At 63.3% G+C, this 16,846-nt stretch carries 11 protein-coding genes; 2 read left to right on the forward strand and 9 right to left on the reverse strand.

Translation table 11 applies throughout. The features are described 5' to 3' along the window. Positions 1–5: 5 nt before the first annotated feature. The 3 genes from G442_RS23665 to G442_RS26020 all read right to left on the reverse strand — a co-directional run bounded on the left by G442_RS23665 (position 6) and on the right by G442_RS26020 (position 5,126). Positions 6–3,206, reverse strand: coding sequence for an efflux RND transporter permease subunit (locus G442_RS23665; RefSeq protein ID WP_051292579.1), 3,201 nt, complete (start codon positions 3,204–3,206; stop codon positions 6–8). A 9-nt stretch (positions 3,207–3,215) separates the two neighbouring features. After that, on the reverse strand, positions 3,216–4,469 hold the full coding sequence (locus G442_RS0119835) for an MdtA/MuxA family multidrug efflux RND transporter periplasmic adaptor subunit (RefSeq protein WP_026399332.1): 1,254 nt from the start codon (positions 4,467–4,469) through the stop codon (positions 3,216–3,218). 396 nt (positions 4,470–4,865) lie between these two features. Next, a complete protein-coding gene (locus G442_RS26020) occupies positions 4,866–5,126 on the reverse strand; it encodes a hypothetical protein (RefSeq protein ID WP_026399333.1) in 261 nt (86 codons plus the stop codon). Between the two features lie 55 nt (positions 5,127–5,181). Here G442_RS26020 and G442_RS0119845 point away from each other — a divergent pair, with 55 nt between their 5' ends. Beyond that, positions 5,182–5,766 (forward strand): ankyrin repeat domain-containing protein, encoded by a 585-nt coding sequence (locus tag G442_RS0119845; protein ID WP_026399334.1) that lies wholly within the window; start codon positions 5,182–5,184, stop codon positions 5,764–5,766. Positions 5,767–5,886: 120 nt separating this feature from the next. On the opposite strand, the gene G442_RS23670 is transcribed toward G442_RS0119845, so the two are convergent. The 3 genes from G442_RS23670 to G442_RS0119860 form a co-directional block, all read right to left on the reverse strand. Further along, the gene (locus tag G442_RS23670; protein WP_084440757.1) at positions 5,887–7,065 is read right to left on the reverse strand and encodes a site-specific DNA-methyltransferase; all 1,179 of its coding nucleotides are present in this window, start codon (positions 7,063–7,065) and stop codon (positions 5,887–5,889) included. After that, complete coding sequence (locus G442_RS23675) at positions 7,062–7,736, reverse strand: ribonuclease HII (RefSeq protein WP_051292580.1); 675 nt, start codon at positions 7,734–7,736, stop codon at positions 7,062–7,064. Before G442_RS23675 ends, G442_RS23670 begins: the two co-directional genes overlap by 4 nt. Positions 7,737–8,032: 296 nt before the next feature. Continuing rightward, complete coding sequence (locus G442_RS0119860; RefSeq protein WP_026399335.1) at positions 8,033–8,341, reverse strand: CsbD family protein; 309 nt, start codon at positions 8,339–8,341, stop codon at positions 8,033–8,035. A gap of 301 nt (positions 8,342–8,642) precedes the next feature. Here G442_RS0119860 and G442_RS23680 point away from each other — a divergent pair, with 301 nt between their 5' ends. Beyond that, complete coding sequence (locus tag G442_RS23680) at positions 8,643–10,076, forward strand: MFS transporter (RefSeq protein WP_051292602.1); 1,434 nt, start codon at positions 8,643–8,645, stop codon at positions 10,074–10,076. A 406-nt stretch (positions 10,077–10,482) separates the two neighbouring features. On the opposite strand, the gene G442_RS0119870 is transcribed toward G442_RS23680, so the two are convergent. Genes G442_RS0119870 through G442_RS23685 form a run of 3 tightly spaced genes read right to left on the reverse strand, consistent with a single transcriptional unit; the run spans position 10,483 to position 16,846 of the window. Continuing rightward, positions 10,483–12,660: a hypothetical protein gene (locus G442_RS0119870; protein ID WP_026399336.1), complete on the reverse strand. Its 2,178-nt coding sequence runs from the start codon at positions 12,658–12,660 to the stop codon at positions 10,483–10,485. A 24-nt stretch (positions 12,661–12,684) separates the two neighbouring features. Beyond that, positions 12,685–15,801 (reverse strand): DUF4159 domain-containing protein, encoded by a 3,117-nt coding sequence (locus G442_RS0119875; protein ID WP_026399337.1) that lies wholly within the window; start codon positions 15,799–15,801, stop codon positions 12,685–12,687. Position 15,802: 1 nt separating this feature from the next. Further along, a complete protein-coding gene (locus tag G442_RS23685; protein ID WP_246789561.1) occupies positions 15,803–16,846 on the reverse strand; it encodes a DUF58 domain-containing protein in 1,044 nt (347 codons plus the stop codon).

Consider the following 16,846-nt stretch of genomic DNA (forward strand, 5'->3'; position numbering starts at 1 on the left):
CCGTCTCAGCCTCTGCCCGGATTGGGCGTTGGTTCGTGCGGCGGCGTGATTCCGCCGGACGCGTCACGCTCACGCCAGTTGCGCCACCGCAGCGCCAGATTATCCAGAGCCAGATAGATGACGGGCGTGGTGAACAGCGTCAGCAACTGCGACAGCGCGAGACCGCCTATGATCGCAAGACCGAGCGGCCGTCGCAATTCGGAGCCTGTGCCTGTGGAGACAACCATTGGCAGCGCGCCGAGCATGGCGGCGAGCGTCGTCATCAGGATTGGCCGGAACCGCAGCGTCGCAGCCTGACGGATCGATTGCAGCGGCGGAAGGCCTTCGACGCGTTCGGCTTCCAGAGCGAAGTCGATCATCATGATCGCGTTTTTCTTCACGATGCCAATCAGCAGCACGATGCCGATAATGCCCATCACGTCGAGACCGGCTCCGGCGAGATCGAGCGTCAGGAGCGCTCCGATCGCGGCGGAGGGCAGCGTCGAGAGAATGGTGACCGGATGAACGAAGCTTTCGTACAGGATGCCGAGCACGATGTAGACCGCCACCAGTGCGGCCGCGACAAGGAACATCTCGTTGCCGAGCGATCCCTGGAACGCGGCGGCGGTGCCCTGGAAGGACGTCTGGAAGGACGCGGGCAGGGCGAGTTGATGTTCAACACGCTCGATAGCCGCTGTCGCCTGACCCAACGCGTAACCAGGGGCGACGTTGAAGGAGACGGTCGTCGCCGGAAACTGGCCAAAATGGGTGATCAGCAACGGCGCCGTATCGTGTGTGACCTTGGTGACAGCGGCCAGCGGCACCAGCCCTGACGTGGGGGAGCGGGTCGGGCCAGAGGTGCTTTCTCCCGAATTGCTGGAAATTCCGGGCAGGTAGATTTGATTCAGTGAGTTCAGATCTTTCTGAAACTTCGGGTCTGCCTCAAGGATCACGCGGTACTGGTTCGATTGCGTGTAGATCGTCGAAATCTGACGTTGCCCAAAGGAATCGTAGAGCACGTTGTCGACGGTCTGCGGCGTGATCGAGAAGCGTGCGCCGGTCGCGCGGTCGAGCGTGACCCGGGCGACAAGACCTTCCGCCTGCAGATCGGACGTCACGTCGGAAAGAGAGGGCTCTTTCTGCAGCGCGGCTACCAGCTTGGGCACCCAGGTCTTGAACTGGTCATAGTCCGGGTTTTCAAGCAGGAACTGGTATTGCGTTGCGGCCACGGTGGTGTCGAGCGACAGATCCTGCACCGGCTGCAGGTAGAGCTTGATGCCTGCGATTGACGCGGTTTCCTGCGAGAGTCGCGCCGCGATCTCCTGCGCGTTCGCGCTGCGGTCGTCGTGCGGGCGCAGGTTGATCAGGAAACGTCCCTGATTCAACGTCGAGTTCTGGCCATCGACGCCGACGAAAGAGGACAGGGAAACGACGTCTTCGTCCTTCAGGATGGCGCGCGCCAGTTCCTGCTGGTGCTCCTTCATAGCATCGAAGGAGGTCGACTGCGCGGCGACGGAGATGCCCTGGATCACGCCGGTGTCCTGAACAGGGAAGAACCCCTTCGGAATCTCCCACGCCAGAAAGCCCGTGAGCACAAGTGTAAGACCGAACACTACGAGAGTCGCCGCCTGATGGGCCAGAACGAAGTCAAGACCACGGTCGTATGTTGCGATCAACCGGTTGGTCGCTATCTCGACGCGAGCGGACCAGCGCTGGAAGCGCGTATGCGCTTCCGCTTCGTTGTGCGGGCGTTCGCTGAGCATGCGCGCGCACATCATTGGCACGAGCGTCAGCGACACCACGGCGGAGAGCACGATGGTGATGGCCAGCGTCAGTGCGAATTCGTGGAACAGGCGACCGACGACGTCGCCCATGAAGAGCAGCGGGATCAGCACCGCGATCAACGAGATCGTCAGCGAGATAATGGTGAAGCCGATTTCGCCCGCGCCCTTGAGGGAGGCGGTCATGCGGTCTTCGCCCATCTCGATGTATCGGGCGATGTTCTCGATCATGACGATGGCGTCGTCGACCACGAAGCCGGTCGCGATGGTCAGTGACATCAGCGAGAGATTGTCGAGCGAGAAGCCCAACAGGTCCATCACCGCGAAAGTGCCGACGATCGAGAGGGGGACGGACAGGCTTGGGATGATCGTCGCGGGAATGTTGCGCAGGAAGACGAAGATCACCGCCACGACCAGAACCAGCGCCATGAACAGTTCGAACTCGACGTCGGCGACGGAGGCGCGGATGGTGGTCGTCCGGTCTGTCAGAAGTACGATGTCGATGCCGGGCGGCAGAGACAGCCGGAGGCGGGGCAGTTCCGCCTTGATGTTGTCGACGACGGAAATGACGTTCGCGCCAGGTTGACGCTGCACGTTGAGCACAAGGCCGGGTGTTGTGTTCGCCCATGCTGCAAGCTGCGTGTTCTCTGCGCCAATGACGACCGTGGCGACGTCCTTCATCCGGATCGGGCCGTTGTTTTGATACGCGATGACCTGATTCATCAGCTGGTCGATGCTGGCGATCTGGCCATCGACGCGCAGCGTCGAAGCCCGCTGTGCCCCGTCGAAGGTGCCAGTCGGCGAGTTGACGTTCACGTTGCCGATGGTCGTGCGCAGGGTGTCCAGATCGACGCCAAAGGAAGTCAGTTTGGGAATGTTGACCCTGACGCGATAGGCCTTGCGGTTTCCACCCGAGAGCGTGACGAGGCCGACGCCGGAAATCTGACTGATTTTCTGCTCAAGACGTGTGTCGACGTAGTTCTCGACCTCCGGCAGGGGAATCGTTTTCGACGTGATCCCCAGCGTGATGACGGGCGTGTCAGCCGGATTTACCTTCGCATAGATCGGCGGAGCCGGAAGGTCGGTGGGAAGCAGGGAGTTGGCCTGATTGATTCCGGCCTGCACTTCCTGTTCGGCTACGTCCATCGACATGGTGAGCCCGAAGCGGAGCGTGATCACCGACGCACCGCCGGATGAGCGCGACGTCATCTGGTCGAGGCCGGGCATCTGCCCGAACTGCGTTTCCAGAGGCGCCGTCACTGAGGTCGCCATCACGTCCGGCCCGGCGCCCGGATAGAAGGTCTGCACGGTGATGGTCGGGTATTCGACCTGCGGCAGCGCAGACACTGGCAGGAAGTGATAGCCCAGCAACCCCGCCATCAGGATGGCTAGCATCAGCAGCGTCGTCGCGACCGGCCGCTCGATGAAGATACGTGAAGGGTTCACGGGCGACCGTCAGTTAGAGTGGTGTCTGTGGTGGGTCGTGGCGGGCGCGTTGTCGTTCGCCCCGGATGGATGATCCGCGGGAATGGTCACTTTCGCGCCTGACCGCAGGTGATCGGTGCCGTCCGTCACAACCCTGTCTCCGGCGTTCAGTCCGGAGGCGACGACAGTGCGCGAGCCGTCGGAAATGCCTGGCTTGACGTTTCTGACCTCAACTGTGTCATCGGCTTTCACGACATAGACGAACTGCCCGTTCGGACCGGTCTGCAGGGCGTTGGTCGGGACGATGATTGCGTCCTGAAGCGTGTTGACCAGCAGGCGAGCGTTCACGAACTGATTGGGGAACAGGTGTTCGTCGTCGTTCGTGAAGATGGCGCGCAGACGCACTGTGCCTGTGGATGTGTCGATTTCGCTGTCCAGCGCGCTGACCGTGCCGGACGCGATTTTCTCGGTGTTCGAGCTGTTCCAGGCGTCGACAGGCAGCGATCCGATTGCGTGCAGGCGATCCATGACCTGCGGCAACTGGTCCTGTGGCAGCGTGAAGATCACGGAAATCGGCTGCATCTGTGTGAGCACGACCAGGCCGCCGGATTGTCCTGCGGTGACATAGTTGCCTTTGTCGACCACGCGAATGCCGACGCGACCGTCAACGGGCGCGATGATGTGGCAATAGACGAGTTGCAGTTTCTCGTTATCAACCAGAGCCTGATCCGTCTTTACGGTGCCTTCGTACTGTTCGACCGTGAATTCCTGGTCCCGCGCGGTCATCGCCGCGACGCTGTCCTGCTTGATCAGCTTCTGATAGCGGGCGTTGTCCACGCGCGCCTTGTCGAGCAGCGCCTGATCCTGAGCGAGCTGCCCTTCGTACTGCGCGAGCAGAACTTCATACGGGCGGGTGTCGATCACTTCGAGAAGGTCGCCTTTTTTGACGTGCTGTCCCTCGGTGAATTTGACGTCCATCAGATAGCCGTCGACGCGCGGCATCACGGTGACGTTGGTGATGGGCACCACGGTCCCCAGTTCCGTGAGGACCACAGGCATGGATCCGGTCGTGACCGTCTCCACAGCCACCGGCTGCGATTCATCAGAGGCTGCGCCGGGTGGCCCGCCGCCTGAACGACCGTTCTTGTGGCGCAGAAGAGCGAATGCGACCACCGCGACAAGTGCGACCCCGATGAGAACGCCTATCCATCGCCGACGTCGGCGAGGGGCTGTCGCTGCGGGTGAGGTGGAAGTTGGGCGGCCGCCCGAAATGTGTTGATCCATGTATTATGCCGTTTTCCGTCCACCAAAATCTGCCATGCGACGCCCCAGAACCGGATGCTCCCTCGGTGTCCGCAGGAGATCGGTGACCACACGCCCTCCCGCAGGTGGGGCGTCGGGGGCATGTGCATTTCGGTGTTCGTAATAGCAGTAAATCGGGGCGTCCGCATCGTCGCCGCTGGCGCGCTTCCGACGCATGAGAATACGCGGTCGGAACAATTGGATCGCAGGGAGAGTGTTTTTAATTATTTGATATTAAAGTGTTTTTTTTTCAGGTTTGCGGGTCGGTTTCTAAAATTGGCCTAATTTAATGAAATAATGTTTATATTTCGAAACGGCACGATGGGTAACGCAGATGTTCGGCATGTCGTGAACGGCGCTTCGCCAGAAACATCAGGGCTAATTTTCCCACTCAGGAATATGTTTGGGGCAAAGAATCTGCAAGACATCTTTTGTCATGATTTCGTGTCCACCATCGATCGGAGCGAGGGTGACGACCTGCGTCAGCGTCAATACGTCGTCCGCGCCTGAACGACCTGAGGGCGGGTTGCTATTTTTCAGTTGCAAAGAGGGCGGAAAACGCCGGAAAAGATGCGGTCCGGTCCATGATGTGACCTCTTTTTCGTCAGGTGTTCCTATGCGTGTTTTGAGCGGCGTCAACCAGAGCGAAGCGCCTAGCAGGCAGCGCTCTTCGGCGCGCGTTTTTGGAGCGCTTTTGATCGTTGGTCTCGGCGCCCTCGTGGCGCCTTTGCACAGCGCTCATGCGCAGGACGCAGATCAGGCTGAGGCTGAAGCTGATGCTGAAGACGCGGCCAAGCGTGCGGAGTCCAAGCGGGCAGCCAAGATGGCGGCGCCGCCCGCGGCCCTGCCGGGCGCTGAATCGAACGAAGGCGAAGCCGGGCATTCGAATATGGATATCGAGCCGACTGCCGCTCTCTTTGAGTCCATCGATCGTGGCAGCCTCAGCGCCGCCAAGGAGGCGTTGGGGCGCGGCGCCGACATGAACGGAAAGAACGTGTTGGGTCAGACCCCGCTCGATATGGCGATTGATCTGAACCGCAACGACATCATGTTTTTCCTGCTGTCCATGCGGGGGCTTGATACGTCTCAGCCGACTACGACGACGACCGTCGATAGCAGCTCGGTCAAAATTGCTGGTGGTTCCGGCAGTCTGACAATCGGCGGCAAGGCGTCGCGCGGAAATAAAGCCGGGGCGATGGCGGTGGCGGACCGACGCTATGACGCATCCGGTGGCGCAGCTCGTCCTGCTGAGGGCTTTCTCGGATTCGGCGGAAGCTGATCAGCCCTGCCTCCGAGAAGGAGTGAAGAGCCAGGCGGCCGGTTCTAAGCCGTATTTTTGTATTGTGGGGCTTCGGGAGGCGCCCGACGGTTGTTGAAACGAACCATCGGGTGGCTGTGTTCAGCCTGCAATCGCTGAACGCTCGTTCGGCAGGTCACTGATGTCGGTCATTTCCTGACCTTCAGGCTGTGCTGCAGCCACGTTCTCTGTCGACTCCTGCGCTTGGCTCTCGGCGCGAAGGGCGTCGAGCGGGACAAGCTCGCCGTCCCGGTCAACGTGCCAGAACGTCCAGCCATTGCACGACGGCGCGTTGGTCAGCATCGCGCCGAGTTTGTGGATCGAGCCGCGCTTTGCGCCGCAGATCAGTGTGCCGTCGGGCGATACCGTTGCGAACAGGCGGCGGCTCTTGTCGCAGACGATGGAGCCGGGGGCGATGAAGTTCCTTTCGACGAGGCTACCGAACGGGACGCGTGGGGCTTCGCGCTTCATTGGCGTCGTCGCCACAGCGTCGTGCGGCAGAGGGGTCTCACGTCGGACGCGCCCGATTGCGGCTTCCGCGTAATCAGGATGACGTTCGATGCCGATGAAACGGCGTCTCAGGCGTTTCGCCATCGCCGCGGTGGTGCCTGTTCCGGCGAAAGGGTCCAGCACGACGTCATCGGCTGCGGTCGAAGACACCAGAACGCGGTGCAGCAGGCTTTCCGGCTTTTGGGTCGGATGCAGCTTCAGGCCGTGCCCGTTGCGCAGGCGCTCGCCGCCGGTGCAGAGGGGCAGGTACCAATCGGACCGCATCTGCACGTCGTCGTTCAGGGCCTTCATTGCCTGATAGTTGAAGCGGTAGCGGCTGTCCTGTCCGCGCGCAGCCCATATCATCGTCTCGTGCGCGTTGGTGAAGCGGCGTCCCCGAAAGTTCGGCATCGGGTTCGATTTTCTCCAAACGATATCGTTGAGAATCCAGAATCCGAGATCCTGCAGGATCGCGCCGATGCGGAAGATGTTGTGATAGGATCCGATGACCCAGATCGTGCCGTCCTTGCGGAGAAGGCGGCGGGCCTCGCTCAGCCAGTCGCGTGTGAAGCGGTCATAGGCGGCAAGGTCCGAGAATTTGTCCCAGTCGTCGTCCACGCCGTCGACGACCGTGTCGTCCGGGCGGCGCAGTTCTCCGCGAAGCTGCAGATTATACGGGGGGTCGGCGAAAATGCAGTCAACGCTGCCGCTCGGCAGCATGCGCATGACTTCCACGCATTCGCCCCGAAGAATTTGATCCAGAGGCAGTTCCATAGCTGTAGCGCCGCTCATCGGGCCTCTCCTTCGGCGAACGCCGCGTGATGTGTCTGTCCATTGCGGCTTGCCGCCGCGCCAAATAGTTCGAGTTGTCGTCTTACTGTGCCGAAACTGCGCCGGTGATGCGGCGTGCAGCCATGCGCGCCGATGGCGGCGCGGTGCTCTGCGGTGCCGTATCCCGCGTTGCGCGCCCAGCCATATCCGGGCCAGCGATCATCAAGGCGCGCCATGATGCGGTCGCGCGTGACCTTCGCGACGATGGAGGCTGCGGCGATCGAGAGGGACACGCGGTCTCCTCCAACGATCGTGCGGGCTGGCACGCCAAGATCGGGAAGGCGGTTGCCGTCGACCAGCGCCATGTCGGGCGGGGAGGGAAGGCGCTCAACTGCGCGCTTCATGGCGAGTTGCGCCGCACGCAGGATGTTGAGCGTCCCGATTTCGCCGACTGACGCCGCGCCCACTCCGATCTCGACGCCGGGAGCCTCATGGATGCGGTGCGCAAGATGCTCGCGTTTGCGGGCGTCGAGGGCTTTTGAATCGTCGATGGCGTCCAGAAGGTCCTCGGGTACGCCGGATGCGAACACCACAGCAGCTGCGACAACCGGGCCAGCGAGGGGGCCGCACCCCACTTCGTCAATACCGGCCACACGTCCCCGATGCTCCGATTCGTACGCGAAATCCGGCATGAGGATCCTTCCTTGAAAATCGACGACTCGGTTATTTTTACCGAGTCGTTCGAATCATGACTCGGATGAAAGGAAAACCATTTTTATGGGGGGGCGCGCAAGAGTCGGTGCGAGAAAAATCTCGAATCGGGTTTCGGCGGAAGTTGCACGCCGCGGAAACGGCCGGTTTTGGAGTCGGTCTCGGCGGACGATTCGCTGAAGTCAAAAGGGGGAGGGCTGGGATTCGCGCGCTCGAAGAGCGTCGGGTGAGGAAAGAAAAAAGGCGCCGGACGTTTCCGTCCGGCGCCCTTTCAGGATCAGGCTTTCTTTTTGCCCCGTGGCAGAAGTATCCAGCCCAGAAGCAGGCCTGAGACCCAGGCGACGCCGATCGAGAGCAAAGGCTTGTCACGGACAAAGGTCACCGCCTTTTCGACGGCGCTTTCTCCGCCGTCGTAAAGATCGGCGAATTCTTCACGCGCCAGGCCTGCGAGCTGATCGACCTTGCCTTCGGCCTGTAGTCCAATGTCGCCAGTCAAGCCGCCAACAGCGTCTTTGACGTGCCCTTTGGCGTTATCGATCTTGCCATGAAGCTTCTCGACTTTGGTGTTGATCTTGTCGTCGGCCATCAGTTCGTCCTCTCTCTGTCTGCTGGTCCCAGGCTTACGGGCGTGGGGCGGCCCCTAATCGTACACATTCCGGCCCGGCGGTGCGATAAATTGGCGTAAGGATTTCTTTTCGGAGCGCCAGATCCGCCCCGCCGTAACGTCAACGCGCTCGTTCGCCGGCCGTTGCGCCTGTCTGTCGCTACAAATTTGGAATGCGCCAAAGCAGCCGGTCGCCGGAATCAACGTATCCGTGATCGGAAACGGGCACAGTAATGTGGGCGTGTGGTTGCATCGCGAACGGAAAAGCAGTTTTTCGATGCTTATGCCCGTGCTGCGCCAATCCAGGATCATAGCGCTTACTGTCTCTAGCCTCCTGCTGATGGAGCAGATTGACGGAACGATTCTGGCGACGGCGCTGCCTTCCATCGCGCAGTCGCTGGGCGTCGATCCGGTGTCAGCTTCCGTCGCCCTGACGTCCTACATCGTCGGGCTGGCGATTTTTATCCCCGTCTCAGGCGCATTGGCTGACAGGCTGGGCAGCCGGACGGTTCTTCTCGCTGCCGTATCGTTCTTCATCGTCTGTTCGATGATCTGCGGTCAGGCCGACAGCCTGCCAGTGCTCGCGGCCGGACGAATGGCGCAGGGCATAGGCGGGGCGCTGATGGTTCCGGTGGGGCGTCTGGTGCTGCTGCGAAGCGTGGCCAAGGCGGAGCTTCTGGGCACGATGATGTGGATGATGTTGCCAGCCACGTTGGGGCCGATGCTCGGGCCGGTCGCGGGCGGCTTCATCACGACGGCGTTGTCGTGGCGGTGGACGTTCTACATCAATGTGCCCGTGGGCCTGCTCGGTCTTTTTCTGACATGGCGCTATATTCCACAAATTCGTGAAAAGCGGAGCGCGCCGTTCGATGCGAAGGGCGCGGTGCTCGCCGGCGGAGGTCTGGCTTTGCTCTCCATGGGAGCGGAGATGATCAGCCATAACGCCCGGCCTTATTCCCTTTCGATGGCGCTGTTGGCTGCTGGTGCGGGTCTGTTCTTCGGGTATTTCCGGCATATGCGTGGCATCGAAAATCCGGTGCTCGACTTCAGGCTTATGGATGTGCCGACCTTCAGGCAATCTGTGCTCGGCGGCGCGTTTTCCCGTATCGCCGTCGGTGCGCTTCCTTTCCTGCTGCCGTCTCTTCTGCAGTTGGGGTTCGGCCTCAACGCGGCGCAGAGCGGGCTTGTGACCTTCGCGGCGCCGATAGGAGCCCTTGGATCGCGCCTGTTTGCGACGCGGATGTTTCGACGTTTCGGCTTTAGAAATGTCATGATGGCGACGGGGTTTTCGGCTTTCGTAACTTTTGCGACCATCTCGGCCTTTCGTCCCGGCTGGCCGGTTGAGCTGTTGACAGTTGTTCTTGCGTTTTCCGGCGCCATTCAGGCCCTGCAGTTTTCCGCCTACAATTCTATTGCCTATGCCGACCTTCCGGAAAACAGAATGAGTGCGGCTACGAGTTTCTACTCCACCTTTCAGCAGGTGATGCTTTCGGCCGGAATATGCTTCGCGGCGTTGGCGGTGACGGTGTCGCGTGCGATTTTCGGACATGCTCAGGTGACAGTCGCCGATTTCGACGCCGGTTTCCTTGTGACAGGGGTGATTTCGTTGTTGGCGGTTCCCATGGCGGCAATGCTGGCGCCGGATGCCGGGGTAAGCGTCAGCGGGCACGCGCGGTTTCAGAAGGTGGAGCAGGCGCCGGAGAAAAAGGTGGCGTAGCCTGGAGAAACCTGGCTTGTCCGGTGTCCGTGGCAGGGGGCAGGGCGGGCTACACGGTATGCGTCGGCGAAATCTGCGGAGTGGGCGTGACTTCAAAAGCGCCGGTGTCGATTTTCTTAAAAACTCGCTGGATATCCTGATGTGGATTTGATCACCGTCCGGGTTACAGGCTGAACGTTTTCGGAAAAGTAGCGCCTACTCGCGACGGCCGTTCGTTGAGAGCCGGTCGCGGAGTGCGGAAGTCTGGTTTGCTTGCCGTCTTCCGCACGATCGTCGTGGTGCGTTCTGGCTTGAAATTGCCCCGTCCGGACGTCTGAAAGCATGCGCCGCGTGGCGTCTGAGGTAACCTGTGCTCTCTTTCCAGCCAACGGAGCTCTGGTTACGTCTGGATCGGAGGGGTAGGTGGTTAGCCTCGTCCTTCCCGCCACCAGCCGAAGCCAAGGGCCGCCAGCGCCAAAACCAGCGCCAATGCGCCGGGGAATATGGGCGTGGACGTTGCGCCTGTCGCCACGCTCGCGCGGCGAAGGGGGAAGTCCATACTGGTTTGTGCGCTAGCGCTGCTTGAGGCGCCGCCGCCACTGACATGCAGGGCCGGAACCGCCAGATGGCTAGGGTCGTCGCCCAGCCACGCCACCCGGCCGCCAGTGCGTTGCGCCATTGGCCCCATATGCGCGGCGGTCAGGCGCAGGTCTGCGAATTCGGCCGGGTCGGCCTGACGAGGGGCGGCGTAGGCGCGCCGCTCTCCATCGTCCGCTTGCCACACGCCGGGCTGGGATGCAGGAATCCGGGCCGTGAAGACACCAGGTCCCGCCGAGCGGAGCGTGGCCGCGCTGCTTGTTCCGTCGGGGGCCGTGATCGTCACGCCGGCGGGCGGATTGGCGGCCTCAGTGTGGCGTGTGACCGTAAGAGCGCCATCGGCGATGCGCGCCTCAAGCCGTTCTTCCTCAAGATCAGGTTCTTTCATCAGCCAGTGGGAGATGCGCCGAAGCAGCTCGGCCTGCGGACCGCCGCCATATTCGCCGCGCGACCACAGCCAGATCTGATCGGAAAGCAGCAGGGCAACCCGCCCCCTGTCCACGTGATCGAGAATGAGCAGAGGCGCGCCGTCGGGGCCGCTCATCAACGCTTCGCCGTGCGAGGAATCCGGTTTCAGGGCGCGATACCATGGTCCCCATTGCCCCGAGAGGTCCCCGGCCGGTGTTGGGGACGCCGTTGCGCTCTGCGGCGGGGCTCCCGGAAGCTCCGCCGTCACGGGATGACGTCGACCGTCTTCGGTCAGTTGCGGCCTGAATCGTTGCACGGTCACGCCCGAGGGCGTCTCGCCGGGCGCGCTGAGAGGAACATGGGCGGGCAGGATATCGCCGACGGCCGTGTCCTGTAGCGAGCCGGGCCCCACGAACTCCGGACCGGCGGTCAGAAGCAGGCCGCCGCCGTTACGTACGTAACGCGCGATGTTGCGCAGGTAGACCGGCGGCAGGATGGCGCGATTTTCGAACCCGTCGAGAATGATCAGATCGAACTGTTCGATCTTGTCCTGAAACAGCTCCTGTACCGGAAACGCGATCAGCGCGAGATCGGACAAAGGCGTGCCGTCGTCCTTGTCGGGCGGGCGCAGGATGGTGAAGTGAACCAGATCGACCGACGGATCTGCTTTGAGCAGGCGGCGCCAGACCCGCTCGCCCTGATTGGGCGTGCCGGAGACCAGGAGCACTTTCAGGCGATCGCGCACGCCGTTGATTCGCACCACGTCCTGATTGTTGAGTGTCGAGACCTCGCCAGGTAGTTCGGAGACGGACAGGGCGACCAGCGTTTCGCCGGGGTGGGTGACGGGGAGCTGGATGTCCTGTGGCTTTCCGACGGTGACCGGCGCTTCCAGCTTGTCGGCGCCGTCTTCGCGCACTGTGACGATCGCCTGAGCGCCGGCGCGCGCGCCGGGACCGGCGTCGTCCACCTGCACTCGCAGCGTGGCCGGCTGCCCTACAATCGCATACGGCGGCGCCTGCAGAACGCGCAGCCGTCGATCCGTCTCCTCACCCCGTCCGGTCATCAGGACATGCAGGGGCAGGGTGGCGATTTTGCCTGCAGAGTCACGCGGTGAGAGACGCTCCGGAATTCTCTCCGGCGTGTCGAGTGTCTGCCCATCGGTAATTACGACTGCGCCTGCGAACTGCTCAGGGGGTATGTCCGCCGCCGCCTGAGCCAGCGCGTCGAACAGATGGGTGCCGTTCGCGCGTTCATCCCGAACAGTGACCGTGCGAAGGGTGAGGCCCTGCGGGACATTTGCGCCCAGCGCCTGTGCGGCGGCGCGCGCAATGGCCGCGCGATCGCGGATCGCCATCGAGCCGGTCTGGTCGACAAGAACCAACGCAGTTTGCGGAAGGTCGCGGTGTGTTTCATGCAACGCACGGGGGCCACTCAACCACAGCAACCCGATTGCGGCGACCAGAGCCCGCAGGAACGCGCCCCGCATTCCGGACGCGAGGCCGCTCAGCAGAACGAGCGCCGCCGCGATCGCCAGTGCGATCAACGCCCATACGGGGATCAGGGGCGCGAAGCCGATGGTTGTGGAGAGCGCGCTGGTCATGGGGCGATTCCGGTCATGGCGTGCTCACTGCCCCAGGCGCTTGAGGATAGCCGGCACATGGACTTGATCCGCCTTGTAGTTTCCAGTCAGCGCATAAATGACGGCGTTGACGCCGAAGCGGTAAGCCGTGCGACGTTGCTCGTCACCGCCAGGTATCGCGGCGAAAGGCGCGTTTCCATCGGCGTCCAGCGCCCATACATGCGCCCAGTCAGCCGCGCCGATGATGACGGGGCTGACGTCGTCATTCTCGGCCTCTCCCTCACGCGCGACCCAGACAGGCTGACCCGCGTATCTGCCGGGGAAGTCATGCAGCAGGTAGAACGTGTGCGCCAGCACGTGATGATCGTCCAGCTTCGTGAGCGGTGGAATTGGCAGACCGGCGGTGACGCGCCGTAACGCCGCCGCAGCCCCCGGCGCCTCTCCCGCAAAAGACGCCTCGTCATCGCCCGACGCGCTCTGTCGGGGGGCGGACGCCGGATCGACGCCTTGTGTGTCGATCACGATAATGCCGCCATGCGCCATGAAGGAGGTCAGGGCGGCAGTCATTGCGGGCGTCGTTTGGGCGTTGGCTGTAACCGGCCAGTAGAGCAGAGGATAATAGGACAGGTCGTCGGTTCCGGGGCGAACTCCGTCCGGGTGGCCGAGGACGGCGGAGGTGCGGGCGTTGACATAGGTCGAGAGTCCCTGAAGCCCTTCCTGCGACACCGTATCCACCTCGCTGTCCCCGGTCAGGACGTAGGCGAGGCGGGTTTCAAGGGCGGCCTGCGGAACTGGGACGTTCGCTACGCCCGGCGCCGTGGCGGGAACTGAGGAAATCGGCCTGGGGGATGTGGGGTTCGTGACTGGCGAGTCCGAAGACAAGGGAGCCGAAGATGGCGGCTCTGGCGATTGGGCGAAGGAGGCAGATTCGCCGGTGACGGAAAGAGCGCCCAGTCCGCCAACGATAAGAATCGAACAGCGAAGGACCTGACTTCCTGACGAACGTCGCCCTCGCGTGAGAGCGCGCACTCTCAGCAGGGCGCCGCCGCGCAGGGCGAGAGTCCACACTGCGTCGACACATAACAGCGCCAGGGCCAGTGCGATCAGCGTGGGGCCGTATGCGTGATCGGGTCTGTGTCCTGTGGGGTCAGTGAGCGCACCTGTCGGCGTCAGTGGATCGAGGCGACGTATTGTGTCGCCGACGTTCAGCGCACGACGGTCGGCGCGCGCGCCATATAGACCCGGCGGATGTTCCGGCGAGACCGTCTCTGTGCCGAAACGATTGGCCGCCAGCCCGCGCGCGAAGGGCGGCGGCGGCCCGAGCGCGCCGTCGCCGTCGAGGGTGAGAACCGGCGACAACATGGCGTCGTCTGAAGGAGCGTCCACGCCGTTAGCGTGTTCGATCAAACGTTCAAGCATGGAGACGAACAGGCCGGATAACGGAAGATTGGACCAGTCGGCGGTCGCTGTGACGTGAAACAGGATCACGTCGCCCTTGCCAAGCGCCGCGTGTGTGACAAGCGGCGTTCCGTCAGCGAGCCGCGCCCAGCTGTGATCGCCAAGGTCTGACGCAGGGCGCGCCAGCACCTGTCGTGAAACCGAGACGTCAGTCGAGACAGGAAGGCCGTGAAAGGGCGACGTGCTGGCGAACGGCGCAAGCGGCTGCGGCTTGCCCCACGACATCGCGCCGCCAAGTTGCCGCGCGTTCGCCATCAGGGGAACGGGGAGCAGCGACTCCGAGATGGTCTCAGCGGGCGCATTGGGCGGCTCTTCGGCGCTGTCCGCAGCTGGAGTGTCGTCTCCGCCGCCGGTCAGGGTTCGACCCGCGAAGCGAATCAGGACGCCGCCGCCGCGTACCCAGTCGGCCACGCGCTTGCGGGTGGCTGAGTCCGCCAGCGCTCCGTCCGGTGCGATCATCACTGAGAGAGGTTGCGACAGCAGGGAGGAGACGCTTCCTTCCCTGATGTCCGCGTTTGGGGCCAGGGCGCGTCGCAGGTAGAACAGGGGACCAACCAGCGGCGTGTCGCTGACGCCGACGGAGATGATTCCGACCGGGCGCACGCGGTCGCCTTCGTCCAGCAGCAACGCCGCAGCGGCTGAGGGGACGCCGTCGACAGTCACCATGTCGATCCGGTTGCGCATCGCGGCGGGCAGGGCGAGGGGAACTGGAACTTCGCGTGCGAAAGCGGGCGCGGTGACTTCGCTCAGGCCTATGGTGCCTCCGTCCTGCGCGTGCGCGCGAATGCGCAGCAATCGGGGAGCGTTGTCCGGAACAATGACCACAGTTGCTACGACGTTCGCTTCGCCGGATGGATTGGTTTCGCCGGTCTTGTTAGCAGGGACGCTTTCCGGAGCGGGCTGATTTTCAGAGGAAACGCCGCCGCGTCGTGGGACCAGCACGACGGGAGAACCATCCTTGATCCGTATCTCCTGCACTGACGCGAGGTTGCGCAACGCTTCGGCAAACGCCTGATCCGCGTGAGCGGCGCTCTCTTTCGCGCCTTTGCTGTCCGCCTGGGCGGGAGGGACGACCACCGGCGTGGCCACCCCGTCGCTGATATAAACGATCCCACCGACCGATATGCCTGCGTCACGCAGATTGCGCAGGGCCAGCGCGGCGGCTGCGCGGTCGATCGGCCATGGCGCGGGTCGGGCGGCTTCCAGCAATGCGGCCGCGCGCGCGGCGCTTGCAGGGGAAAGGGAGGCGGGCTGTGCGCCAACTTTTGAGGCGCCGGACGCAGAGTGCGCCGCCGCCAGAATGTCGCGGTCCGCAGTGCGCAGCAGAATTACGGGACGCCCGCCGTGCGCGGCGGCGCTTAGAACCATACGGGCCGCAGTGACGCGTTCGGGCCAGCTGGAGGCGGACATCACTCCGTCGTCGATAGCGAGCAGCAGCGCGCCGGAGCCAGGCAGCGGCATCGGATTTCCGGGCCGCACGGGGTCCGCGAACCCGAGGATCAGAAGCGTCGCAGCGGCGATGCGAAGAGCGAGCAGCCACACGGGCGGCGTCGCTGCGTCGTTTCGCTCCTGCCGGAGGCGCAGCAGCAGCCTGACGGGCGGGAAGACAATGCGCCGAGGCGCCGGAGGGCGGGCGCGAAGCAGCCACCATATGGCGGGCAGCAACGCGAGCGCGGCCAGCAGGGCGGGCGCCGTGAACACCATCTCAGGCGCCTCTGCGCATCGAATCGCCGCGCAAGGCGATGGCTTCGCTCAGGGCGAGAAGGGCCGGAGCTGGCGCCTGATCCGTGACGTGGGAGAGCAGGGTGTGACCTGTGGCTGTGGCCAGAGTGCGAAGTTCCTCTCGCCATTCCGCAAAAACGGCGCGGTAGTCGCGTTGCAGCGTTTCGACGTGCGGCAGTATGAGATCCGGCTCCGCCTCCGCCCCAGAAAATCGAACGCGGCCGCTATAGGGAAACGTGGTTTCGGCGGGATCGACGATATGGAGCAGAAAAGATCGCACTGGCGTGGCGGCGAGATTGCGCAGCAGTGATCCGATTTCATCCTCGAGGCACAGGAAATCGCTGGCGATGACGAGGCGTGCGTGTTGCGGCAGCGCCGCCGCCAGAGGCAGGGTGGCGCTGCCCGGAGTCTCGTTCTGGGCAGCCTGCTCCGCCATGAGCGCCTGCGCCAGCTTTGTGGCGATTCGCGACGCGCCGGCCGGAAGCGGCGCAACGCCGCGCGGGGTCAGCAGGCGCACACGCTCCCCGCCATTGTGGAGCAATGTCGCAAGTGCGAGCAGCATCAGGATCGCGCGGTCGCGTTTAAGTGGCGGCGTGTCGCCGTTCTGCGACGACGACCAGAGCATCGATGGGGACAGGTCGCACCAGAGATAGACGGTTTGCGCGATCTCGGCTTCGGTTTCACGCACGTAAGCGCGGTGGCTGCGCGCCGACTGACGCCAGTCGATGCGTGTGACAGGCTCTCCGGGCAGGGAAGGCCTGTATTGCCAGAAAGTCTCGCCCATGCCGGCGCGTCGCCGCCCATGCTGCCCGAGGGAGACGGTGTTCGCGATCTTCTCGGCCTCTGCGACCAGGGCGGGGAGACGCGCGGCGAGGGCCGCCGCTTCCGCCGCCATGGACAGGACAGGCGCGGCGGGGCGGCGTTCGGGCGCCCCGCCGCCGCTCCCGGTGACGCGGGGTCGGAAGAACGACCCAAGGCTGGAGAGAAAACCCTCCCGAGCAGCCTCGATCTTCGTATTCGCAGGCAA

The sequence above is a fragment of the Acetobacter nitrogenifigens DSM 23921 = NBRC 105050 genome (assembly GCF_000429165.1).
Taxonomy (GTDB): domain Bacteria; phylum Pseudomonadota; class Alphaproteobacteria; order Acetobacterales; family Acetobacteraceae; genus Acetobacter; species Acetobacter nitrogenifigens.

Bases quoted from the DNA above. Each gene is read 5' to 3' on its own strand.
- G442_RS0119835 (WP_026399332.1), bottom strand. From the start codon at position 4,469: ATGGATCAACACATTTCGGGCGGCCGCCCAACTTCCACCTCACCCGCA.
- G442_RS0119860 (WP_026399335.1), bottom strand. From the start codon at position 8,341: ATGGCCGACGACAAGATCAACACCAAAGTCGAGAAGCTTCATGGCAAG.
- G442_RS0119875 (WP_026399337.1), bottom strand. From the start codon at position 15,801: ATGGTGTTCACGGCGCCCGCCCTGCTGGCCGCGCTCGCGTTGCTGCCC.
- G442_RS23670 (WP_084440757.1), bottom strand. From the start codon at position 7,065: ATGAGCGGCGCTACAGCTATGGAACTGCCTCTGGATCAAATTCTTCGG.
- G442_RS0119870 (WP_026399336.1), bottom strand. From the start codon at position 12,660: ATGACCAGCGCGCTCTCCACAACCATCGGCTTCGCGCCCCTGATCCCC.
- G442_RS23675 (WP_051292580.1), bottom strand. From the start codon at position 7,736: ATGCCGGATTTCGCGTACGAATCGGAGCATCGGGGACGTGTGGCCGGT.
- G442_RS23680 (WP_051292602.1), top strand. From the start codon at position 8,643: ATGCCCGTGCTGCGCCAATCCAGGATCATAGCGCTTACTGTCTCTAGC.